Genomic DNA, 21545 nt, shown 5'->3' on the forward strand with positions numbered 1-21545 from the left:
TGACCTATGGCTATTACCATGACACCGGCCGCTGTCAAACACGTGGTCGGCTATCTTGAAAAACGCGGGCACGGTGAAGGCATCCGTCTGGCCGTCCGTACGACGGGGTGTTCGGGCATGGCATACGTGCTTGAATTTTTCGATGACGTCGAGGCGCAGGATATGGTGTTCGAGGCCAGCGGTGTCAAGGTTGTAGTGGATCCAAAGAGTCTGATTTATCTGGACGGTACAGAGCTGGATTATGTGCGTGAAGGGTTGAACGAAGGTTTTCAGTTCAATAACCCGAATGTGCGTAACGAATGCGGTTGCGGCGAAAGCTTTAACGTCTGATCCAGTTCGTCCGGAGTCGCATGGATATCAAGCAAAACTTCTTTGAGTTTTACGGCTTGCCCGAGGTCTTTGATATAGATCTTGGGCTGCTGTCGCAGCGTCACCTTGAGCTGCAAAAGAAACTCCATCCCGATCGCTTCGCTCACCTTTCCGACCAGGAACGCCGACTGTCTGCGCAGTACACAGCCTATCTGAATGAAGGCTATGCCACGTTGCGCGCGTCCTTGTTGCGGGCTCAGTACCTGCTCAAGCTGCAGGGTATTGATACCCATAACGAGAGCAGCGCACCTATGGATCCTGCGTTTCTAATGCAGCAGATGGAATTGCGCGAACGGCTCGAAGATGCGCCGCAGCATGCAGACCCGGAAGCTGAACTGGCGGCACTGGGGGAGGATGTCGAACAGATGATGGCGCCCTTGCAGGCTGAATTTTGCAGCCAGATTACTGTGCCCGCTGAAGCCTCGCTCCATGCTGCTGCTGCGGCCGTCAGGAAGATGCAGTTCCTGGATAAGCTGAGGCGTGAAATAGAGCGTCTCGAAGACGACTTGTACTGATTCTGAGTTGAACAAATGGCCTTGTTGCAAATAGCTGAACCCGGACAGAGCCCGGATCCCCACAAGCGCAAGCTCGCGGTGGGTATTGATCTGGGTACCACAAATTCACTGGTCGCGACGGTTCGCAGTGGCGAATCGGTGACTCTGCCGGATGAGCAGGGGCGACATACGCTGCCATCCGTCGTGCGTTATCTTGCCGAAGGCGGGCCTGAAGTGGGCCATGACGCCTATGCCCAGGCGGTTGCTGATCCCTTCAACACCATTCAGTCCGTCAAGCGCCTTATGGGGCGCGGTGTTGCCGATATTAAGAAGCTGGGTGACGAGCTGCCCTACCGCTTTGAGCGTCTGGATGAGGGCATGCCCTACCTGTCGACTGCCGCCGGAGTGAAGAGCCCGGTGGAGATATCCGCGGATATTCTGCGCACGCTGCAGCGCCGCGCCGAAGATTCCCTGGGTGGTGAACTGACGGGTGCCGTGATTACGGTGCCGGCCTATTTCGATGATGCCCAGCGTCAGGCCACCAAGGATGCGGCGACCCTGGCGGGGCTCAAGGTGCTGCGTCTGCTGAGCGAGCCAACCGCCGCGGCTGTGGCCTATGGCCTTGATGAGGCCGCCGAAGGCGTGATCGCTGTGTATGATCTGGGCGGCGGTACCTTCGATATTTCCATTCTGCGTCTCAGCAAGGGTGTGTTCGAGGTCATGGCGACCGGTGGCGACAGTGCCCTGGGGGGCGACGATCTGGATCTGGCGCTGGCCAACTGGCTGGTGGATCAGCTTGGCATCGCGGCCGGGCTGGGTTCGGCGGATGCGCGCTACCTGACCGAACAGGCGCGCAGTATCAAGGAGCGTCTGACTGACGAGCCTGTCGTTGAGACGCTGCTTGCCGTCGCGGGTGTCGAGAAGCGCGTCTGTATAGACAGTGACCAGTTTGGCGAGCTTATCCATGATCTGGTGGCGCGCACCATTCGTGCCTGTCGTCGTGCGCTGAAAGACGCCGGTGTAAGCGTGGCGCAGGTGCAGGATATCGTCATGGTGGGGGGCTCGACGCGCGTGCCTCAGGTACGCGAGGCCGTGCAGCAGTTTTTTGGCAAGGCGCTGCGAATCGATATAGATCCGGACCGCGTGGTGGCGCTTGGTGCGGCACTGCAGGCCGATGTGCTGGCAGGTAACAAGCCGGACAGCGACATGCTGCTGCTGGACGTTATTCCGCTGTCTTTGGGGCTTGAAATCATGGGTGGGCTGGTTGAAAAGCTGGTGCCCCGCAATACCGCGATTCCGGTCGCCAAGGCCCAGGAGTTCACCACCTATCAGGATGGTCAGACGGCCATGGCGATTCACGTGCTGCAGGGTGAGCGGGAGCTGGTTGATGACTGTCGCTCGCTGGCGCGTTTTGAGCTGCGTGGTATTCCGCCAATGGCTGCCGGTGCCGCCAAAATCCGCGTGACCTTTCAGGTGGACGCCGATGGCCTGTTGAATGTTGAGGCCAAAGAGCTTTCCACCGGTGTCGAAAGCCGGATTCAGGTCAAGCCTTCCTATGGTCTGAGCGATACCGAAATCGAGCGCATGCTGAAGGAATCCTACAGCTTTGCACAGGAAGATCTGGTGTTGCGAAATCTGCGTGAACAGCAGGTGGATGCAGACCGCTTGCTGCACTCGCTGGAGCAGGCGCTGATCGAAGACGGTGCGGCTTTGCTGACGCCGGCGGAGCGTGAAGTTCTGCAGGCCGCGATGATGCAGCTGCAGGAATTGCGTGCCGGGTCTGATCACCGTGCTATCGAAAGTGGTGTAAAAGCGTTGGCGGCCGCCAGTGACGAGTTCGCCTCGCGCCGGATGGATGCCAGTATTCAGCGTGCTCTGCAGGGGCACAATATTGATGAAATCGAGGAGGGTCGTTAATGCCGCAGATAATATTCCTGCCCCACGCGGATCTGTGCCCGCAAGGCAAGGTTATTCAGGTGGAACCGGGTGTAACCGTCTGTGATGCGGCTCTGGCCAATGGCTTGGAGATTGAGCATGCGTGCGAGAAATCCTGCGCCTGCACCACTTGCCATATTATTGTGCGAGAAGGTTTTGTCTCTCTGGATGAAGCGGATGAGCTCGAGGAAGATATGCTCGACAAGGCCTGGGGGCTGGAGCCGGAGTCGCGGTTGAGCTGTCAGGCGCTGGTGGGGGATGAAGACCTGGTCGTCGAAATTCCCAAATACACCATCAATCAGGTTTCTGAACGGCACTGATGTAGGGGGCTAGCGTGGGCATAAAGTGGGTAGATGTAAACGATATCGCGATTGAACTCTGTGAGCGGTTCCCCGATGTAGATCCCATTACGGTCAGCTTTCCGGATTTGTATCGCTGGGTCATGGAGCTCGAAGAGTTCGATGATGACCCGAATCATTGCGGCGAGAAGATCCTCGAAGCCATACAGATGGCCTGGATAGAAGAGCAGGACTGAGTCAGTCTGGCGTCGGCGGCTTTACAGAATCCGGTATCCCTTGGGGGTGCCGGATTTTTTTTGCCCGTTTGGCAGCCCCATGCTCGGCCTCATGCGCGATCGGAGTGCCTTATCTGTGTGTATGGCAGCAGTGCCCGTCGTGGCTGTCGGCGCCCAGGGCGTTACAGTTGCCGGGTTAGACGGTAATGTACCCGGTTCTGCCCAAACCTTCGTACAGAGCCCGTGCCAAGGAGTGGCTGAAAAAGTCGGCGCAGTCTCAGAGCCAGGACTCGTCGTCCTCAATGAGAATTGAGGGGGTCTTTTGGGAATCCGTCGTCTGGGACGCGGGCTCCGGCGACTCTGCCTGGATAATGCTGCGTGCGAGCTTGCGGCTGAGTAGCTTTTTCTGCGATGCGAGCGGGAAATCCGTAAACAGGACCAGGTTTTTTGCGATCAGGATGTCGATTATGTCCTCAATGATGCGAACTGTGCCGACATCGGACTGGTCGAGAAAGTCTTCGGCCGAGAAGTCGTCATCGTTGATCGACAGGAACTCAAGAACGTCCCTGTTTTTAACGTCTACGGCCTGTAAACCGGGCTGGGCTGATTCGGTCAGGCCAATAATTCGGCCCTCCGGGTTCCTTATCGCATAGAGCATCAGAGTCAGGGATTTCAGGTAGTTAGGTTGCATGCTAGTATGTAGGCCGCGTTCCGAGCAGGTCAAGGACATGGATGAAATTCAAGACCCCCTCCTGAGTTGTCTGGTAGAACTTAGCAAGCAAAATCACAATCCGTTGTCGGCTGCTGTGCTCAGTGCAGGGCTGCCGCTCGAGGATAATCGGCTGACGCCCAGGCTGTTTGTACAGGCCGCCAAACGTGCAGGTCTTGCGGCGCGGGTATTAGGTCGCCCATTGGCTGAGATCACGCCACTGGTGCTGCCTGTGGTGCTGATACTGGACGACGGCAAAGCCTGTATTCTGCAGGAACTGGATGCTGAGGATAGCTCGGCCTTTATCATTCAGCCTGAAAGCGGTGGCAAACATCGCATCGGTTTGAGCGAACTTGACCAGCACTACAGCGGCTTTGCCATTTTCGTGCGGCTGGAATATCGCTACAGCGAACGTGTTTCCAAGGTGCTGGCGGATCGGGAAGGGCACTGGTTCTGGGGTACGCTGAAGCGTTCAGTGGCCATATATCGGGATGTGCTGCTGGCGTCCCTGATGATAAACCTGTTTGTACTGGCCAGTCCGCTGTTCGTGATGAACGTTTATGACCGGGTAGTGCCGAACGCTGCGATTGAAACCCTCTGGGTGCTGGCGATCGGTCTGTTCGTGGTATATATCTTCGATTTTGGCCTTAAAATGCTGCGCGCCTACTTTATCGAAGTGGCGGGCAAGAAAACCGATATTCTGTTGTCGGCACTGCTGTTTGAAAAGGTGCAGGCCATCAAGTATGGCGCCATGCCGCGCTCTGTTGGCTCCTTTGCTAATAATCTGCGTGAGTTTGAAAGCATTCGTTCAATGCTCAGTTCCACCGTGAATACGGTGCTGATCGATATTCCCTTTGCGCTTATATTTCTTGCGGTCATTGGCCTTATAGGTGGTCCTCTGGTTATTGTGCCGGTGGTGGCCATCCCGGTTATTTATCTTTTTTCGCTGATTGTGCGCCCACGTCTGCGGGAGTCCGTTGAAAAGACCTTTGAATCGGCATCCCAGAAGAACTCAATTCTGATCGAAACCCTGACGGCCATGGAAACCGTAAAGACACAGCGTGCCGCATCACCGTTGCAGCTGCGCTGGGAGCAGGCAGGCGGTTATATCGCGCGCTGGGGGTTGCGTTCTCGCATGCTGTCGTCGTCGGTGGTCAATTTTGCCGGGCTTGTGCAGCAGTTGACCTCCACCGCACTGGTGATTTTCGGCGTCTACCTGATCAGTGAAAACGAGTTGACCCTCGGTGCCCTTATTGCCAGTGTCATTCTGGCCGGCCGGGTTATCGCGCCCATGGGGCAGCTGGCGGGGCTGATCACTAATTTCCACCAGGCCTCCACGGCGCTTAAAACACTGAACCAGATCATGGCTATGCCGGAGGAGCGTGAGAATGACCGGCATTTCGTGCATCGCCCCGTACTCAAGGGTGCGATCGAATTCAATCAGGTGTCTTTTGCCTACCCGGGTGAGCAGCAAAAAGTGCTGGATCAGGTGTCTTTTCGCCTGCAGGCGGGCGAAAAGGTCGCGCTGATCGGTCGCATCGGCTCCGGCAAGTCCACCATCGAGAAGCTGCTGATGGGACTTTACAGTCCGACCGAAGGCGCCATCCGCATCGACGGTATCGACATCAGTCAGATTGATCCGGTCGATCTGCGCCGTCATCTGGGCTATGTACCACAGGACATCATGCTGTTTGCCGGCACGCTGCGGGAAAATATTACCCTGGGCTCGCCCCATGCGACCGACGAGCAGGTGTTACGAGTGGCAGAACTGTCGGGCGCAGATCATTTTATCAATCGCCATCCGCTGGGCTTTGACATGCAGGTGGGGGAGCGCGGTGCGGCCCTGTCCGGCGGTCAGCGTCAGTCCGTGGCCGTCGCGCGGGCGCTGATCCATGACCCCCGTTTGCTGGTGCTTGATGAACCATCCAACGCCATGGATAACGCCTCTGAAGAGTATCTGAAGAAACAGCTGGCCAGCTATGCCAGCGAACGTACCCTGTTGCTGGTCACGCACAAGATGTCCCTGCTGACGCTGGTGGACAGGTTGATCGTGATTGACGGTGGCAAGGTGGTGGCAGACGGGCCCAAGCAGGCCGTGCTGGATGCGCTGAAGCAGGGCCGCCTGCAGATCCGGACCTAGGGAACTGACATGAATAGGATCGCTAAACAGCAAGATACCCAGTTCATGACCAGCATCAGCGAGGCCATGCTGGAGCAGACGCCGCGCAGTGCCCGGGTACTGCTCTGGGTGATGGCTCTGTTCGTACTGCTTGCGGTGCTCTGGGCCAACTGGGCCAAGCTCGATGAGATCAGTCGGGGAGAGGGCGAAATTATCCCGTCGCGCCAGCTGCAGGTGATACAGAACCTGGAAGGCGGCATTGTATCCGAAATTCTGGTGCGTGAAGGCGACCTGGTAGAGCGTGGGCAGATACTGCTGCGTATCGATGATACACGCTTTGCCAGTTCCTTTAACGAGAGTCAGGTGCGGGAATTCGAACTGGTTGCCAAAGTGGTGCGGCTGCAGGCCGAAGCGGACGGGGCGCCCTTTGTTGCGCCCGAGAACTATCCGGTGCAGTTCACGCTGCAGCTGGAGCGCGAGCGCAATCTGTATAACGCGCGGGAACAGGAGCTGCGTGCGAACCTCGCGGTGACGCAGCGCCAGCTCGAGCAGCGACAGCAGGAACTGCGTGAGGCCAGATCCAAGGAGGAGCAGATCCGCAGTAGCTACAACCTTATGCTGCAAGAGCTTGATATCATGCAGCCGCTGGTGGGTGAGGGTGTGATTTCTGAAGTGGAATACCTTCGTCTGCGTCGTCAGGTCAATGACATGAAGGGCGAGCTGGCCGGTATTCGCCTCAGCGTGCCTCGTATCGAAGCGGCCATTTCCGAGCATCGCAGCCGTTTGAATGAAGGCGAGTTGCAGTTTCGTTCCAAGGCCCGCGCCGAGCTGAATGAGATGAGCGGTGAATTGGCCCGTCTCAGGGAAACGCTGCAGGGCATGCAGGATCGAATTACCCGAACCGAGGTGCGCTCACCGGTCAAGGGTACGGTCAAGCAGTTGCTGGTCAATACCGTCGAGGGTGTGGTTCAGCCCGGTGATCAGTTGCTGAATATAGTGCCCTGGGAGGATCGTCTGCTGGTTGAAGCACGGGTGCGTCCGGCCGATATTGCCCAGATCCGCGTCGGACTGCCGGCAACGGTCAAGGTTTCGGCCTATGATTTCTCCATTTATGGTGGACTGGAAGCCACCGTGGAGTTTGTTTCACCGAGCACTATACTCGATGAGGAAAAACGGGCGTATTATCTGGTGCGTCTTGAAACAAAACAGCCCTATCTGGGGCCTGTGGACAAGAAACTTCCGCTTATTGCCGGCATGACCGTGAGCGTTGATATTCTGACAGGGAAAAAAACGGTAATGGATTACATTTTGAAGCCGATACTTAAAGCCCGGGATCGGGCCTTTACGGAACGCTGACATGGATCTTGGCTTTTTTTCAGTACAGGCGAATGTCGCGAGTCGGTGGGCGCGCCTGCTGTCGGAGTATCAGGTACGCCAACTGCAGGCTAAAGAACTGGCAGAAGGGCTGTCGGGCGGTTTGATATTGTTGCATCTGGATTCGGTGGCGCCGGAAATGCGCCGTGAGCTGATACAGGGGCTGGAGTCCAAACAGCAGCTGTTCGTGATTATGGCGGACCGTCCGCAGAATGATGAAGGTATTCGGTTGCTGGCGCAGGGCGCCCGCGGCTACGCCAGTACATTTATTACCGGCTCCCTTTTGCAGCAGTTGCTTGAAACTGTATGGCGTGGTGATATCTGGGCCACGCCTTCTGTGATGCAGCAATTGGTTAAACGCCTGTTAAATGGTCACCCTTCGGCCTTATTGTCAGTGCAGTCTGAAAAGGTGGGCCTGGCCGCTAATTTGAGTGAGCGGGAGCAGCAGGTGTTGGATATACTGATGGCGGGTGCGTCTAACAAGCAGATCGCCAGGGAATTACAGATCACGGAGCGAACTGTAAAAGCGCATATAAGCGCCATATTAAGGAAGACTGGAGCCGGAGATCGGGTTTCTCTGATTCTGATGGCGCAGGAACGACATGCAATTCATTGAACGCTAGGCGTAAGTCGCTGCTAGGGAGATTCGCAAGATGATAAAAAAGACAGGTGTATTGTTGAGTCTGGTAATTGCCTCGGCAATTCAGGTGGCCCAGGCGGCTCCGCTGGAGCAGGTGGTGGCTGAGGCCATGCTACAGAATCCGGAAGTGGCGGCGGCAATCAATGCCAAGCGCGCAGTCGCCGAAGAAGTGCGTGAAGCTGTGGGGGGGCGTTACCCGGATATCGACCTGTTGCTGGGTGTGGGCTATGAGTGGACCGACAGTCCGACGACCCGTAGTGCCGAAGGCGCGGCGGGTGACGGCGACAAGGACATGTGGCGTAAAGAGGCGACGCTGAATTTCCGCCACATGCTGTTTGATGGTCTGGCTACTGAGAGCGAAGTGCAGCGTCAGGAAGCGAGACTGCGTTCGGCCGACGCCCGCGTGCGTGAAGTGGCTGAACAGTTTGCGCTGGATACGACCCGTACCTATCTTGAGCTGATTCGGCGCCAGGAGCTGTTGCGCCTGTCCAAGGAAACGCTGTATAACCATGTCCGGATCTATGGTCAGATCCGCAAGCGTTCCGAGTCGGGCCTTGGCAGCCTGTCATCGAACCAGCAGGCTGAAAGCCGTCTGGCACTGGCCGAAGTCAACGTGCTGGCCGCGGACAACAACCTGCGTGACGCCAAGGCCAACTACATCCGCGTGGTGGGTGCTGAGCCGCCGGCGCAGTTTGAAGTTCCGATGGGGCTGAATATGCCGGCGAGCCTCGATCAGGCGTTGGAACAGGCGGCGGCGAATCAGCCCACGCTGCAACTGGCGGCATCCGATATCGAAGCGGCCAGGGCACAGTATGAAGCGGCTTACAGCCGTCGTTTGCCGACCTTCCATTTTGAAATGGAGCGCACCTTCTACAACGACATCGACGGTGTTGGCGGCGACAACGAAGACTTCACCGCCATGCTGCGTCTGCGCTACAACCTCTATAACGGTGGTTCAGACGACGCCCGTCTGCGCAAAACCCAGTATCAGATCCACGAAGCTGAAGAGATCCGCAACAGTGCCGATCGTCAGGTGGTGCAGAGTCTCGGCCTGTCCTGGAACGCCTATGAGATTCTGGGTCAGCAGGTGAAATTCCTCGAGCAGTACGTGGCCTCAGCGGAGAAAACCCGCGATTCGTACCAGAAGCAGTTTGATATCGGCCAGCGTTCCCTGCTCGATTTGCTGGATACCGAAAATGAGGTTTTCTCGGCCAAGAATACCCTCACAGACTCCACGTTCGATTACCTGATTGCTCAGTATCGGGTCATCAATGGTACCGGTCAGTTGCTCAGTGCGCTTGATGTATCCCTGCCGCAGGACGGGGCCATGATGGACTCAACCGAGATGGCGGGCACCAATCCTTAACCGGGCGGGTTTGCATCTGTTCAGGTGGCTGGATAAAATCCGCGCTGCCTGAACATTCTTAGAGCTCAAGGGTTGCATGGCGCAACCCTTTTTAATTGGTGCGGCATCCTCCTTTATGAAAGCACACAAGATCCAACAGGCCCCCATACCGATGCGTTCGGTGGGGCCCATTCGGCTCACGGGCCATCTGCTTGACGAGAAAGTGTGGGTGCCGCTGGCGACCTACGAAACGCCGCTGTGGCACTCCGTAGGGCGCGGTGCGCGTATTTCAGTGTTGGCTGGTGGCATCAAGACGTCGGTGATTGATGAGCGCATGAGCCGCTCCATCTTGCTGGAAGCGGATGATGCCTGGGCCGCGCACCAGGCGTTGCTGTCGATCAAGAGCCGGCGCGATGCCATGAATGAGGTGGTTGGCCTCTCCAGCCGTTTTGCACAGCTGATCGACATGCATTCCCAGATTGTCGCCAATCTGATCTACCTGCGCCTCGAGTTCACCACCGGTGACGCTTCGGGTCACAATATGGTCACCAATGCCGCCGACAAGCTGATTCCCTGGATCCTGTCTGAGTATCCGGAGTTGCGTTACTCCTCGATCTCGGCCAATTACTGCTCCGACAAGAAGGCTACGGCGGTCAATGGCATTCTGGGTCGCGGCAAGTATGTGGTGACTGAAATCCTGATCCCGCGGGACCTGTGCGAGCGCAAGCTGCACACCACGCCGGAAAAGGTGGTCGATCTTAATATCAAGAAAAATCTGATCGGCACCCTGATCGCGGGTGGTTTGCGCAGTGCCAATGCGCACTACGCCAATATGCTGCTGGCGTTCTACCTGGCCACCGGTCAGGACGCCGCCAATATCATCGAGGGCTCTCAGGGGGTGGTGCACGCCGAGGTGCGCGATGGTGACCTGTATTTCTCCTGTACTCTGCCCAATCTGATCGTCGGTACCGTGGGTAATGGCAAGGGGCTCGATTTTGTCGAGGAAAACCTGCGCCTGCTCGGCTGCAAGGAAGACCGCGACCCGGGTGCCAATGCCCGCCGGCTTGCGGCCATCTGTGGCGCGACCGTGCTCTGTGGCGAGCTGTCCCTGCTGGCGGCACAAACCAACCCGGGTGAGCTGATGGCCGCTCATCTCAAGCTGGAGCGATAATGTCGGACCCGACAAACGAGCGCAAGATAGAGCATATCAGGGCCATCGAAAAGGACCCGGCGATCGAGCGGGGAGGGGCCTGGTTTGATCGCATTCACCTGCGCCACCGGGCGCTGCCGAACCTGGATCTGGCGGCAATCGACAGCTCCACCACCCTGCTTGGCAAGACTCTCAGCTTTCCACTGCTGATTTCCTCCATGACCGGCGGTGATCATGCGCTGGTACGCACCATCAATCACAACCTGGCCGAAGCGGCTGAGCGCTGCCAGGTTGCGCTGGCGGTGGGATCACAGCGGGTTATGTTCACCCAGCCTGAAGCGCGTTCCAGCTTTGAGTTGCGCCACCTGGCGCCGACCACGCTGCTGATGGGCAATGTCGGTGCTGTGCAGCTGAACTACGGCTTTGATCAGCGCCAGTGTCAGCAAGCCGTGGACTGTCTGGAGGCCGACGCGCTCTATCTGCATCTGAACCCGCTGCAGGAAGCCATTCAGCCCGAAGGTGATACCAACTTTGCCGGCCTCAGTGAGCGTATTGCCGCACTGGCGGGCTCACTGTCGGTGCCGCTGATTCTCAAGGAAGTGGGCTGTGGCCTGGCGCCGGAGGATATCGCGGCGGGTCTGGCCTGCGGCATCACCCTGTTTGATGTGGCCGGCAGTGGCGGTACCTCATGGAGCCGGATCGAGTACCATCGCTGCACGGGTGGGGAAGATCCCACCGGGCTGCGTTTTCAGGACTGGGGGACGCCCACGCCGCTGGCATTGCAGCTTGCCCAACCCTATGCAGACCGCGCCACCCTGATCGCCAGTGGCGGTCTTAGAGATGGGATTGATATGGTGAAATCTGTTATACTCGGCGGCTCTTTGTGCGGCCTGGCCGCGCCCTTTCTGCGCCCTGCGATGGAGTCTGCGGATGCCGTGGTTGCCGTTATCGAACAGCTGCGCAGAGAGTTTAGAATTGCCATGTTTCTGCTGGGAACTCCGGATATCGCGTCGTTGTTCAGGAACCAGAATCTGCTTCTTGAAGAACGTTGAGGAACACAACCACTTATGTCAGTCGGTATTGATGAAATCAGTTTCTATACCTCGAACTATTTCCTGGATCTGCGCACTCTGGCCGAGGCCCAGCAGACAGATCCGGAGAAGTACTACGTTGGTATAGGACAGGAAAAAATGGCCATGGCCGCGCCGGACGAAGACATCGTCACCATGGCGGCCAATGCGGCAATGCCCCTGGTGGCAGAAGGCGCCGGTGAGAGCGTAACAACGCTGCTGTTTGCGACCGAAACCGGTATCGACCAGTCCAAGGCCGCGGGGGTCTATGTACACCGCCTGCTGGGGCTGTCGTCGAACTGTCGCGTGGTTGAGCTGAAACAGGCCTGCTACAGCGCCACGGCTGCAATCCAGATGGCCTGTGCCCTGGTGGCACGCCGGCCTGACACCAAGGTGCTGGTGGTAGCGTCCGATGTTGCGCGTTACGACCTGAATACACCGGGTGAGGCAACTCAGGGCTGCGGCGCCGTTGCCATGATGGTCAGTGCCAATCCGCGGCTGGTGGAAATTGACCCGGAAGTCGGCAATTACACCGAGGATGTGATGGACTTCTGGCGGCCCAACTACCGCAGTACGGCGCTGGTCGATGGCAAGTATTCGACCAAGATCTATCTCAAATCGCTGAAAAAGGCCTGGGAGAATTTCCGCACTGCCAGCTCACTGGTGTTCACTGACTTCGGTCATTTCTGTTACCACCTGCCGTTTGGACGCATGGCGCAGAAGGCGCATCAGCATCTGGCCAAACTGAACAAGTGCGCGCTCAATGCAGAAGAGCTGGACGGGCAGATCGAGGACACGCTGCTGTATAACCGTGCCATCGGCAACAGCTATACCGCCTCCATGTACATTGGTCTGGCATCGCTGCTGGAAAACTGCCAGCAGAATCTGGCGGGTCAGCGCATCGGTTTTTTCAGTTACGGCTCTGGCTGTGTGGCGGAATTTTTCTCCGGCCGGGTGATGGAAGGGTATGAGCGCTGGTTGCACCGCGATCAGCACCGCCAGTTGCTGGATGCGCGCCAGGAACTCAGCTACGAAGAATACCTGCAGCTGTATCGTTATCCCGATCCCCGTGACGGTGAGCACCACGATATCCCGGCGACCACCACCGGGCGCTTCCGTCTGGCGGCCATTTCTCACCACAAGCGCGAATACGTTGTGTGCTAAAGCAGGTTTGCGCCCCCGGCAAGATCATCATCAGTGGTGAGCACTCTGTCGTATACGGGGCGCCGGCGCTGGCGCTGGCGGTGGATCGCCAGATGCGCGTCAGTTTTGAACCCGACCGACTGCCCAGGTTAAGCTGGCAGACCCATGAGAAGACCCATGTTCTGGGCTTCGACAAGTTCCATTCCCTGCGTACCCGGCTGGACTCCTACTTCGAGCGCTATCTGCGCGGCGAACTGTCCATCGGTCAGATCCTGAAAAAACCCGCCGAGCTCGTATTCTACGCCGTGGACATGGCGCGCCTGCTGTCGGGCCTGGAGCATCTGCATGGCGGGCGGGTGAAGATCGATTCCGATATTCCCATTGGCGCCGGCATGGGCTCATCCGCGGCCTTGATCGCCTCGCTGTTAAAACTCTTTGGCGAGTTCGACGATATTGAGGCGCTGGTGCAGCAGGTGCGTCACTGCGAGCGCCTGCAGCATGGTCAGGGCAGTGCCATTGATGCGGCGGCGGTCTGCCACGGCGGGCTGGTGAAGGTACGCGAGGGTACAGTCAGCCGCCTGCCGCTGGCTGAGCAGGGTCTGGGGGAGGGCTGGTTCTGGCTGTTTACCGGCACGCCGGCTGCAAGTACCGGTGCCTGCGTTGATCGCGTGCGCCGCAACTTTGCAGGCTCCGCCATCTGGCATGATTTTGCCGCTGTGACCGATCATGTAGAGCAGGCCCTGCTGCGCGGTGAGTCGCTGGTCGATCCGGTGCGGGAGAATCACCGATTGCTGACACGTATTGGCGTAGTGCCGGCACCCCTGGTGCGACTCGCCGAGCAGGTGGAGCAGTGCGGCGGGGCGGCCAAGGTGTGTGGTGCCGGTTCCGTATCAGGGGATCAGGGCGGGCTCATGCTGCTGTGGTTGCCAGAGGGGTCGCCGGACAGGCTGAATCTGGCACCGGACTGGCGCTGGGGCAAACTGAAGGAAGATCGCCAGGGCGTGCGCTGGCTGTCCTGAACTTGAATGCATGATCGGGCTAGCGCCGCAGAGGAACAGGGGGACGGACATGAGTGAATGGACAACGATCAAGGTCTGCGCGCCCGGCAGCATTATGGTCATGGGCGAGCACGCGGTACTGTTCGGCCACAGGGCGATCGCCTGTGCGGTGAACCGCTTTATGCACCTGCAACTGGTGCGGCGCAAGGATCGCCAGGTGCATGTGCGCTCCGCGCTGGGCACTGTGAGCGGTACTCTGGATGCACTGCCCCTGGATGAAAACCTCAGCTTTGTACTGGCCACCATTGGCCTGTTCGCCGAGCGCCTGCCGTGCGGCTTCGAGCTTGATATCCAATCCGAATTTTCCCATACCGTGGGCCTTGGCTCCTCGGCGGCGGTCACCGCAGCGCTGGTGGCGGCATTGCTGGCCTGTTGCGACCAGAGCACTGAGCCGGACTATGTGTTTGATCAAGCGCTGGCGATAATTCACCAGGTACAGGGGCGAGGTTCAGGTACCGATCTTGCCGCCAGCGTTTATGGCGGACTGATTGGCTACACTGTGTCACCACGCAGGGTTGACCGCTTGCCGGGCCTGCCACCGATCAGCCTGTACTACGCCGGCTACAAGACCCGTACGCCCGACGTTCTGGCGTTCGTGGCGCAACAGGCAGCCAGCGGTCTTGAGCCATTGCATACTGGACTCTACGAGCTGATGCACCGCAGCACTGTGGCGGCAGAAGTGGCCGTGCGGCAACAGGACTGGCCGCAGCTGGGCAAGCTGATGAATATTTATCAGGGCCTGATGGACGCGCTGGGGGTTAACGACCCGACACTGGCGCAGATGATCTATCGTCTGCGCGCCAACCCTGCCGTCCTGGGGGCCAAGATATCCGGTTCAGGGCTTGGTGACTGTGTACTGGCGCTGGGCGAGGATACTGCGCTGGCGGCGGATTTTCAGCCTATCGAGGTGGCGGTCAGCGCTCAGGGCCTGCGGCTGGAGCGCTACTGAGGCGGTCCGTGGGCGGCATAATTTTTATCGATAGCGGCAGGAGACGTGCGGCAGATGAGCGGCAAACAGATGATCAGTAAACAACAGGTCGTACAGGCACATCTTGCGGCTACGCTGACGCCAGGGCCCGAAGCGGAGGCCTTTGCACCGAGCAATATTGCGCTGTGCAAATACTGGGGCAAGCGCGACGCCGAACTGAACCTGCCGATCAATGCGAGTCTCTCGGTATCACTGGCACACCTGGGAAGCCGCACTCGTCTGATTCTTGCCCCCGATGGCTGCGACCGGGTCTGGCTCAACGATGCCGAGCAGCCGCTGGACGCTGTTTTTACCCGCAAGCTGCTGGCGTTTGTCGATCTGTTTCGCGCAGGCAGGCCCCTGCCGGTGCATGTGCATACCCGCAACAATATCCCCACAGCGGCGGGGCTGGCGTCGTCGGCCTCGGGCTTTGCTGCCCTGACGCTGGCACTGGATCAGTGGCTGGATCTGCAGCTGGAACCGGCGGTGCTGTCGGCCTTTGCCCGCATGGGCAGTGGCAGTGCCTGCCGTTCGCTGTTCGAGGGCTTTGTGCAGTGGGACGATGGCGTCCGTGATGATGGCATGGACTCCCACGGTGTACAGCTCCAGGCAAGCTGGCCTGAGTTGCGTATTGGTCTTGTGAAGGTCGCGACCGGTGAAAAGGCCGTCGACAGCCGCGCCGGCATGAAGCGTACCATCGAAACGGCCCATCTTTATCAGAGCTGGCCGTTACAGGCTGCCGCCGATCTGACCCGACTGCACCAGGCCATTGGCGAGAAGGACTTTGCGCTGCTGGGCCAGACGGCCGAGCAGAACGCGCTGTCGATGCATGCCACCATGATCGCATCCTGGCCGCCGCTGCTGTATTGGACGCCGGACTCGGTGGCCGCCATGCAGCAAGTCTGGCAGTTGCGCCAGCAAGGCCTGGCGGTCTATTTCACCATGGATGCAGGCCCCAACCTCAAGCTGCTGTTCGAGGCCGCCGATCAGGCGCCAATCGAGCAGGCATTCCCGGGGCTGGAAGTTGTGGCGCCTTTTCGCGCTTGAGTGCAGCACCTGAGCTGACGGGCTTTGTGCTGAGCCGGCAGCAGCGTGACACCCGCGAGGGTATCGAACTGAGTTACTGGCTCAGCACCGATACGGGGGCGCAGGAGGTGCGCATTGGCGGCCAGAAAGCCGTCTTCTTTGTCCGCCGCAGTCAGTCCGATCAGGTAGAGCAGCTGCTGCAGGATCTGTCGGGCTGGACGCTGACCGAGCTTGAGCTGCAGGACCTTACCGGTGAGGCGGTGTCGGCGCTCTACAGCCCAAGCCTGAAGCTGCAGCGCAGTCTGATAGAGCGCCTGACCCTGGGGGGCGTTGCGCTGCTGGAGGAGGATATCCGCCCGGTTGATCGCTACCTCATGGAGCGCTTCATTCAGGGCGGTGTCAGCGTGGTCAGCCGCAGCGACGGTACGCCGCTGCTGCGCCCGGCCGACTACAGTACGCAGCTGCGCATGTTGTCCATCGATCTGGAAACGACCCTTAACGCCGACCGCATCCACTCCATCGGGCTCTATGGCGAGGGTTTTCGCCGGGTACTGATGCGCGGCCAGGGCGTGGATTCCGACTGGCTCGAGTATCTGCCCGATGAGTGTGCCCTGCTGCAACGGCTGATGGAGCTGGTACGGGCGTTCGACCCCGATATCTTTATCGGCTGGAATGTTATCGACTTCGATTTTCGGGTGCTGTTGCAGCGCGCCCGGGCGCTGGGTGTCAGGCTCTGTCTGGGGCGGGATGCCCGAGCGCTAAAGCTGATTGATTCCGCCGCAGGCAAGGGGTTTGTGCGCCTCACCGGTCGGCTGGTAATCGATGGCATCGATACCCTGCGTGGTGCCACCTTCAGTTTCGAGAGCTTTTCGCTGGAGCATGTGGCGCGGGTGTTTCTGCAGCGCGGCAAGCTGGTCGACAAGGTGGATACGCGGGGGGAGGAAATCCAGCGCCTGTTCCGGGATGATCCGCAGGCGCTGGCGCGCTATAACCTGGAAGACTGCGTGCTGGTGTGGGATATCTTCGCCAAGGCGCAGCTGCTGCATTATCTGGTCGAGCGGGCCCGCCTGACAGGCCTGCCACTGGACAAGATCGGCGGCTCGGCGGCGGCCTTTGACAATCAGTATCTGCCGCAGCTGCACCGCCGCGGCTATGTTGCCTCCGAATACGCATCGGGCCAGTCGGGTCTGTCGATTCCCGGCGGTTTTGTGATGGAGTCGGTGCCGGGGCTCTATCGCCAGGTGCTGGTACTGGACTTCAAGAGTCTGTATCCCAGTATCATCCGTACCTTCTGTGTAGATCCCTACGGCATGGCCCGCGGGCTGCGCGAGGGCGCTGAGCCTGATGACCTGGTACCGGGCTTTAACGGTGCCATTTTCTCCCGCAGCGATACCATACTGCCGCGCATTATCGAGCGGCTGTGGCAGGCCCGCGACCAGGCCAAGCAGGCGCGCAATACGCCGCTGTCCCAGGCCATCAAGATCATCATGAATTCCTTCTACGGCGTGCTGGGGTCCAATGTCTGTCGCTTTTTTGATCAGCGCCTGGCAGGTTCCATTACGTTGCGCGGTCACGAAATTCTTAACCGCACCCGGGATGAAATCGAGCAGCGTTTTGGCTACAAGGTGATCTACGGCGATACCGATTCGGTGTTTGTCTGGCTCGGTGACAGCTGCAGCGATGCAGACGCCCAGCGCAGTGGCGAGGCTCTGGCCTTGCACCTGAATCGCTGGTGGCAGGATCAGCTGGTGCAGCGTTTTGGTCTTGAGTGCCACCTGGAAATTGAATACGAAACCCATTACCACCGCTTTCTGATGCCGCGCATGCGCCATTCCGACAAGGGCAGCAAGAAGCGTTATGCCGGCCTCAAGCGCCTGGCGGATGGTGGTGAGGAGCTGGTCTTCAAGGGGCTGGAAAATGTGCGCACCGACTGGACACCGCTGGCGCGGCGTCTGCAGCTGGAGCTGTATGAGCGAGTCTTCCACGATCAGCCCTACGAGGCGCTGATACGCGATACCGTGGCCAGGGTGCTGGCCGGTGAGCTGGATGAGGAGCTGGTGTATCGCAAGCGGCTGCGTCGGCCGCTGGATCAGTATCAGCGCAACCGGCCGCCCCACGTGCAGGCGGCGCTGAAGGTGGAGCAGCAAATGCAGCGCCAGGGGCGGCGCAGCCCGTTTCGCCCCGGCAGCCATGTGGAGTATCTGATTACGGTGAGCGGCCCGGAGCCAGTGGGCTGGGTGCGCTCACCGCTGGATTATCAGCACTATATCGATCGTCAGCTCAAGCCAGTGGTCGATACCCTGCTGCCTTTTCTGGGGCAGGACTTTGATGGCCTGGTGGCGCCCCAGTTCGGGCTCTTCTGAAGCGCAAGCTGCCTGTACCCAATAAAGCTCCTGTCGCTGGCAAATGGCTGGCTAATCGCGGTACTGGCTGACGAAACTATCGAGCCGTGCCTGGAGCGCGGCTTTTTCGTCATCACTGACGAAGGCGCTGTCAAAGGCATTGCGGCTGAGCCGGATCGCCTGGGCGCGGGTCAGCGAAAGGGCCTTGTGCAGCGCCTGGAAGTTCTCCCCCATATAGCCGCCAAAATAGGCCGGATCATCGGAGTTGATGGTGATGCGCAGCCCCTGACGCAGCAGCTCCAGTACATTGTGGTCCGACATGCTGTCGAACACCCGCAGACGCACATTGGACAGTGGGCAGACGGTAAGGGGAATCTGCTCGCGCACCAGGCGCTCGATCAGGGCCGGGTCTTCGCTGGCCCTTACGCCATGGTCGATGCGTGCAACCTGCAGCAGGTCCAATGCCTGCCAGATGTACTCCGGCGGGCCTTCCTCGCCGGCGTGGGCCACTGTGAGCAGCCCCAGGCGGCGGGCCTGGTCAAACACGCGCTGAAACTTGGCCGGCGGATGGCCGGCTTCCGAGCTGTCCAGACCGACGGCGACGAAGTGCTGGCGATAGGGCAGCGCCTGCTCCAGGGTGCGGGCGGCATCGTCTTCACTCAGGTGACGCAGGAAGCACAGGATGAGCCGGCTGCTGATGCCCAGCTGCTCATGTCCGTGCTGCAGCGCCCGGTCTATGCCGCGGATAACAGTACCTATATCGATGCCGCGGGCGCTGTGGGTCTGAGGATCAAAAAAGGGCTCGGTGTGGATTACATTCTGGGCTTCGCATTGCTTCAGATAAGCCCAGGTCAGGTCGTAGAAGTCCTGTTCGGTTTGCAGGACTGCGGCGCCCTGGTAATAGAGGTCTAGAAAGTCCTGCAGATTGCCAAAATTGTAGGCTGCGCGGATCTGGTCAACGGTGTCGTAGGGCAGCTCAATGTTGTTGCGCCGCGCCAGTTCGAACATGAGTTCGGGCTCGAGGCTGCCTTCGAGGTGCATGTGCAGTTCGGCTTTGGGCAGGTTGTTGAGAAAGTGTTCCATGGCCGTGATCTCCTGTGCGCAGGTCTGGTTATCCGCCGCCATGAGCGGGCGGATCACTTCCAGAGTTAAACCGAAAAGAAGTCAGGATGCCAGTGTGGCGACGCCGGGCGATGTCGCCACGCGGGCGCTGCAGCAAAATGCGCGAAGGAGCTCGGCTTAGCGGTCGGCCAGGGGAGGTGCGAAGGCGTAGTCCATGTCCCAGGGGAAACGGATCCAGGTGTCCTGGCTGACTTCGGTAATAAAGGTATCTACCAGTGGCTTGCCGGCGGGCTTGGCGTAGATGGTGGCGAAATGGGCCTTGGGCAGCAGGTCGCGCACGCACTGGGCGGTTTTGCCGGTATCCACCAGGTCGTCGATCAGGATCATGCCCTCGCCATCGCCCTCAACACTTTTGAGGATATTCAATTCACCGCGCACCATGGCGGCGCCGTCCTTGTCCTCGCCCCTGGCATAGCTGGTGACGCAGATGGTATCAATCAGGCGTATATCGAGTTCGCGCGCCAGAATGGCCGCCGGCACCATGCCACCGCGGGTAATGGCAATAATGCCTTTCCAGGGGCCCAGTTCAAGCAGGCGCCAGGACAGTGCGCGGGCATTGCGATGCAACTCCTCCCAGGAAACCGGAAAGTCTTTGCGATAGGGCATTGAGGCCATGGGTCTGTTCTCCTGATCGATTGGGGCTGCGTAAACGCGGCGATGCGGAATCATAACCGATTAGTCAGACTTTGCTAAGTCGGGAGCGGCACCGCCGCTCCCACAGTGCCCACAGCAGGCTACAGGCAATATCGCAGGACCGGGTGCGGTTTAGCGACCGGCCATGGCCTTTGCTGCCAGTCGCATGGCGGCTTGGCGATGCTCGGCCATGAGTTGCTGCAGGTCCTGGCCCGGCAGAGTGCCGTCGATCACTTTCCACTCGCCCGCCACCATCACGCGATCGGCCTGATGTGCGCCGCACAGCAGCAGCGCTGCCAGTGGATCATGGCTGCCGGAAAAACGCAGCTCGTCGAGCCGGAACAGGGCAATATCGGCCTGCTTGCCGATAGCCAGGGTGCCAATATCATCACGTCCCAGTACCCGGGCCGAACCTGCGGTAGCCCAGCGGTAGGCATCAAAGTGGGTCACCTTGGATGCGCCGTAGCGCAGGCGCTGCAGATAGAGGGCCTGGCGGACTTCGTTGATCATATTGGAGCCATCGTTGGAGGCCGAGCCATCGACGCCCAGGCCAATGGGAGAGCCTGCCGCTTCCAGCTCGCGATTGCGGCAGATACCCGAGGCCAGCATCATGTTGGAGCTGGGACAGTGGCAGATGCCAACGCCAGCGTCGCCCAGGCGCTGGATTTCCTGGTCATCGAAATGAATGCCGTGGGCCAGCCAGGTGCGCGGTGACAACCAGCCGACGCTTTCGAGGTAATCCACGGTGCGCATGCCAAAGTGCTGCTGGCAGAAGGCTTCCTCGTCCAGCGTCTCGGCCAGGTGGGTGTGTAGCCGTACATCGAGGCGCTCGGCCAGGGCTGCGCTCTGGCGCATGATGTTGGTCGTGACCGAAAAGGGCGAACAGGGCGCCAGGGCGATCTGTATTTTGGCGCCCTCGCCACGCTCGTGGTAGCGGTTTATCAGACGTTCGCTGTCGAGCAGAATCTGCTCTTCGGTTTGTACCGTACTCTGGGGCGGCAGGCCGCCGTCGTTTTCGCCCAGGCTCATGGAGCCGCGGGTCAGTACGGCGCGGATGCCCAGGGCACGGGCTTCCTCCACCTGAATATCGATGGCCTGCTCCATGCCGGCGGGAAACAGATAATGGTGATCGGCGGCGGTGGTGCAGCCGGACAGCAGCAGTTCGGTGAGGGCCAGCCGGGTGGCCAGGGCGTGCATCTCCGGCTCCAGGTGCGCCCAGACGCCGTACAGGCTCTTGAGCCAGGGAAACAGCTCCTTGTTAAGGGCGTCGGGATAGGCGCGGGTCAGCGTCTGGTAAAAGTGGTGGTGGCAGTTGATCAGCCCGGGTATGACGACATGCTCGCGGGCGTCATAGGTGTTTTGGCAGGGCTGGGCCGGTTGCTGTCCGGCGGCCAGTATTTCAACGATACGGTTGCCTTGGACGACGATGCCGCCGCGGGCATCCTTGTCGGTGCCGGTGTAGATGGCCAGCGGGGATTTTATCCAGAGACGCGGGTTCATGGTGACTTCCTCAAACAGTTAGATCGTCGACAGAA

At 59.4% G+C, this 21545-nt stretch carries 20 protein-coding genes; 16 read left to right on the plus strand and 4 right to left on the minus strand.

Features of this window, described 5'->3' with window-relative positions; all coding sequences use genetic code 11:
• Nucleotides 1-6 precede the first annotated feature (6 nt).
• From iscA to iscX, 5 genes are read left to right on the plus strand one after another with little or no spacing between them, the layout of a single operon-like run.
• Nucleotides 7-330, plus strand: coding sequence for an iron-sulfur cluster assembly protein IscA (gene iscA / locus MRS74_RS10460; protein WP_254580231.1), 324 nt, complete (start codon nt 7-9; stop codon nt 328-330).
• Between the two features lie 20 nt (nt 331-350).
• Nucleotides 351-884, plus strand: coding sequence for a Fe-S protein assembly co-chaperone HscB (gene hscB, locus MRS74_RS10465; RefSeq protein ID WP_254580232.1), 534 nt, complete (start codon nt 351-353; stop codon nt 882-884).
• Between the two features lie 15 nt (nt 885-899).
• Nucleotides 900-2780 (plus strand): Fe-S protein assembly chaperone HscA, encoded by a 1881-nt coding sequence (hscA, locus tag MRS74_RS10470; protein WP_254580233.1) that lies wholly within the window; start codon nt 900-902, stop codon nt 2778-2780.
• Nucleotides 2780-3118 (plus strand): ISC system 2Fe-2S type ferredoxin, encoded by a 339-nt coding sequence (fdx, locus tag MRS74_RS10475; RefSeq protein WP_254580234.1) that lies wholly within the window; start codon nt 2780-2782, stop codon nt 3116-3118. The genes hscA and fdx overlap by 1 nt, the downstream gene beginning before the upstream one ends.
• Nucleotides 3119-3132: 14 nt before the next feature.
• Entirely contained in the window at nt 3133-3333 is a 201-nt protein-coding gene (gene iscX, locus MRS74_RS10480) for a Fe-S cluster assembly protein IscX (protein ID WP_254580235.1), read from the plus strand.
• A gap of 256 nt (nt 3334-3589) precedes the next feature.
• Here the strand turns inward: iscX and MRS74_RS10485 are convergent, their stop codons facing one another.
• The gene (locus tag MRS74_RS10485; RefSeq protein ID WP_254580236.1) at nt 3590-4003 is read right to left on the minus strand and encodes a hypothetical protein; all 414 of its coding nucleotides are present in this window, start codon (nt 4001-4003) and stop codon (nt 3590-3592) included.
• 37 nt (nt 4004-4040) lie between these two features.
• Between MRS74_RS10485 and MRS74_RS10490 the strand changes: the two genes are divergently transcribed.
• From MRS74_RS10490 to MRS74_RS10540, 11 genes are all read left to right on the plus strand, one after another.
• Nucleotides 4041-6161, plus strand: coding sequence for a type I secretion system permease/ATPase (locus tag MRS74_RS10490; protein WP_254580237.1), 2121 nt, complete (start codon nt 4041-4043; stop codon nt 6159-6161).
• A gap of 9 nt (nt 6162-6170) precedes the next feature.
• Nucleotides 6171-7496 carry an HlyD family type I secretion periplasmic adaptor subunit gene (locus MRS74_RS10495; protein ID WP_254580238.1) on the plus strand — a complete coding sequence of 442 codons (1326 nt, stop codon included), beginning with the start codon at nt 6171-6173 and terminating at the stop codon, nt 7494-7496.
• Nucleotide 7497: 1 nt separating this feature from the next.
• Nucleotides 7498-8130: a response regulator transcription factor gene (locus MRS74_RS10500; protein WP_254580239.1), complete on the plus strand. Its 633-nt coding sequence runs from the start codon at nt 7498-7500 to the stop codon at nt 8128-8130.
• A gap of 37 nt (nt 8131-8167) precedes the next feature.
• Nucleotides 8168-9520: a TolC family outer membrane protein gene (locus MRS74_RS10505; protein ID WP_254580240.1), complete on the plus strand. Its 1353-nt coding sequence runs from the start codon at nt 8168-8170 to the stop codon at nt 9518-9520.
• 115 nt (nt 9521-9635) lie between these two features.
• Nucleotides 9636-10670, plus strand: a complete 1035-nt coding sequence (locus tag MRS74_RS10510; protein WP_254580241.1) for a hydroxymethylglutaryl-coenzyme A reductase family protein — start codon at nt 9636-9638, stop codon at nt 10668-10670.
• Nucleotides 10670-11701 carry a type 2 isopentenyl-diphosphate Delta-isomerase gene (fni, locus tag MRS74_RS10515; protein WP_254580242.1) on the plus strand — a complete coding sequence of 344 codons (1032 nt, stop codon included), beginning with the start codon at nt 10670-10672 and terminating at the stop codon, nt 11699-11701. The genes MRS74_RS10510 and fni overlap by 1 nt, the downstream gene beginning before the upstream one ends.
• Before the next feature lie 15 nt (nt 11702-11716).
• On the plus strand, nt 11717-12883 hold the full coding sequence (locus MRS74_RS10520; protein WP_254580243.1) for a hydroxymethylglutaryl-CoA synthase: 1167 nt from the start codon (nt 11717-11719) through the stop codon (nt 12881-12883).
• Entirely contained in the window at nt 12877-13881 is a 1005-nt protein-coding gene (locus tag MRS74_RS10525; RefSeq protein WP_254580244.1) for a mevalonate kinase family protein, read from the plus strand. Before MRS74_RS10520 ends, MRS74_RS10525 begins: the two co-directional genes overlap by 7 nt.
• Nucleotides 13882-13930: 49 nt before the next feature.
• On the plus strand, nt 13931-14869 hold the full coding sequence (locus tag MRS74_RS10530) for a mevalonate kinase family protein (protein WP_254580245.1): 939 nt from the start codon (nt 13931-13933) through the stop codon (nt 14867-14869).
• Between the two features lie 54 nt (nt 14870-14923).
• Entirely contained in the window at nt 14924-15934 is a 1011-nt protein-coding gene (gene mvaD, locus MRS74_RS10535; RefSeq protein WP_254580246.1) for a diphosphomevalonate decarboxylase, read from the plus strand.
• The gene (locus tag MRS74_RS10540; RefSeq protein ID WP_254580247.1) at nt 15931-18276 is read left to right on the plus strand and encodes a DNA polymerase II; all 2346 of its coding nucleotides are present in this window, start codon (nt 15931-15933) and stop codon (nt 18274-18276) included. The genes mvaD and MRS74_RS10540 overlap by 4 nt, the downstream gene beginning before the upstream one ends.
• A gap of 51 nt (nt 18277-18327) precedes the next feature.
• Here MRS74_RS10540 and MRS74_RS10545 read toward each other — a convergent pair whose 3' ends face one another.
• The 3 genes from MRS74_RS10545 to MRS74_RS10555 all read right to left on the minus strand — a co-directional run bounded on the left by MRS74_RS10545 (nt 18328) and on the right by MRS74_RS10555 (nt 21510).
• Complete coding sequence (locus MRS74_RS10545; protein ID WP_254580248.1) at nt 18328-19338, minus strand: adenosine deaminase; 1011 nt, start codon at nt 19336-19338, stop codon at nt 18328-18330.
• Nucleotides 19339-19494: 156 nt separating this feature from the next.
• Complete coding sequence (gene gpt / locus MRS74_RS10550) at nt 19495-19992, minus strand: xanthine phosphoribosyltransferase (protein WP_254580249.1); 498 nt, start codon at nt 19990-19992, stop codon at nt 19495-19497.
• 150 nt (nt 19993-20142) lie between these two features.
• Nucleotides 20143-21510: an 8-oxoguanine deaminase gene (locus MRS74_RS10555; RefSeq protein WP_254580250.1), complete on the minus strand. Its 1368-nt coding sequence runs from the start codon at nt 21508-21510 to the stop codon at nt 20143-20145.
• Nucleotides 21511-21545: the final 35 nt, after the last annotated feature.

The organism is Marinobacterium sedimentorum, assembly GCF_024267675.1.
In the GTDB taxonomy this organism is placed as follows: Bacteria; Pseudomonadota; Gammaproteobacteria; order Pseudomonadales; family Balneatricaceae; genus Marinobacterium_A; species Marinobacterium_A sedimentorum.

What these genes read in the sequence shown, in the direction of transcription:
- MRS74_RS10545 (WP_254580248.1), bottom strand. Translation starts at nt 19,338, where the DNA reads ATGGAACACTTTCTCAACAACCTGCCCAAAGCCGAACTGCACATGCAC.
- mvaD (WP_254580246.1), top strand. Translation starts at nt 14,924, where the DNA reads ATGAGCGGCAAACAGATGATCAGTAAACAACAGGTCGTACAGGCACAT.
- fdx (WP_254580234.1), top strand. Translation starts at nt 2,780, where the DNA reads ATGCCGCAGATAATATTCCTGCCCCACGCGGATCTGTGCCCGCAAGGC.
- hscA (WP_254580233.1), top strand. Translation starts at nt 900, where the DNA reads ATGGCCTTGTTGCAAATAGCTGAACCCGGACAGAGCCCGGATCCCCAC.
- MRS74_RS10490 (WP_254580237.1), top strand. Translation starts at nt 4,041, where the DNA reads ATGGATGAAATTCAAGACCCCCTCCTGAGTTGTCTGGTAGAACTTAGC.
- MRS74_RS10495 (WP_254580238.1), top strand. Translation starts at nt 6,171, where the DNA reads ATGAATAGGATCGCTAAACAGCAAGATACCCAGTTCATGACCAGCATC.
- MRS74_RS10555 (WP_254580250.1), bottom strand. Translation starts at nt 21,510, where the DNA reads ATGAACCCGCGTCTCTGGATAAAATCCCCGCTGGCCATCTACACCGGC.
- MRS74_RS10530 (WP_254580245.1), top strand. Translation starts at nt 13,931, where the DNA reads ATGAGTGAATGGACAACGATCAAGGTCTGCGCGCCCGGCAGCATTATG.
- MRS74_RS10505 (WP_254580240.1), top strand. Translation starts at nt 8,168, where the DNA reads ATGATAAAAAAGACAGGTGTATTGTTGAGTCTGGTAATTGCCTCGGCA.
- MRS74_RS10510 (WP_254580241.1), top strand. Translation starts at nt 9,636, where the DNA reads ATGAAAGCACACAAGATCCAACAGGCCCCCATACCGATGCGTTCGGTG.
- MRS74_RS10500 (WP_254580239.1), top strand. Translation starts at nt 7,498, where the DNA reads ATGGATCTTGGCTTTTTTTCAGTACAGGCGAATGTCGCGAGTCGGTGG.
- gpt (WP_254580249.1), bottom strand. Translation starts at nt 19,992, where the DNA reads ATGGCCTCAATGCCCTATCGCAAAGACTTTCCGGTTTCCTGGGAGGAG.
- hscB (WP_254580232.1), top strand. Translation starts at nt 351, where the DNA reads ATGGATATCAAGCAAAACTTCTTTGAGTTTTACGGCTTGCCCGAGGTC.
- MRS74_RS10485 (WP_254580236.1), bottom strand. Translation starts at nt 4,003, where the DNA reads ATGCAACCTAACTACCTGAAATCCCTGACTCTGATGCTCTATGCGATA.
- MRS74_RS10520 (WP_254580243.1), top strand. Translation starts at nt 11,717, where the DNA reads ATGTCAGTCGGTATTGATGAAATCAGTTTCTATACCTCGAACTATTTC.
- iscA (WP_254580231.1), top strand. Translation starts at nt 7, where the DNA reads ATGGCTATTACCATGACACCGGCCGCTGTCAAACACGTGGTCGGCTAT.
- fni (WP_254580242.1), top strand. Translation starts at nt 10,670, where the DNA reads ATGTCGGACCCGACAAACGAGCGCAAGATAGAGCATATCAGGGCCATC.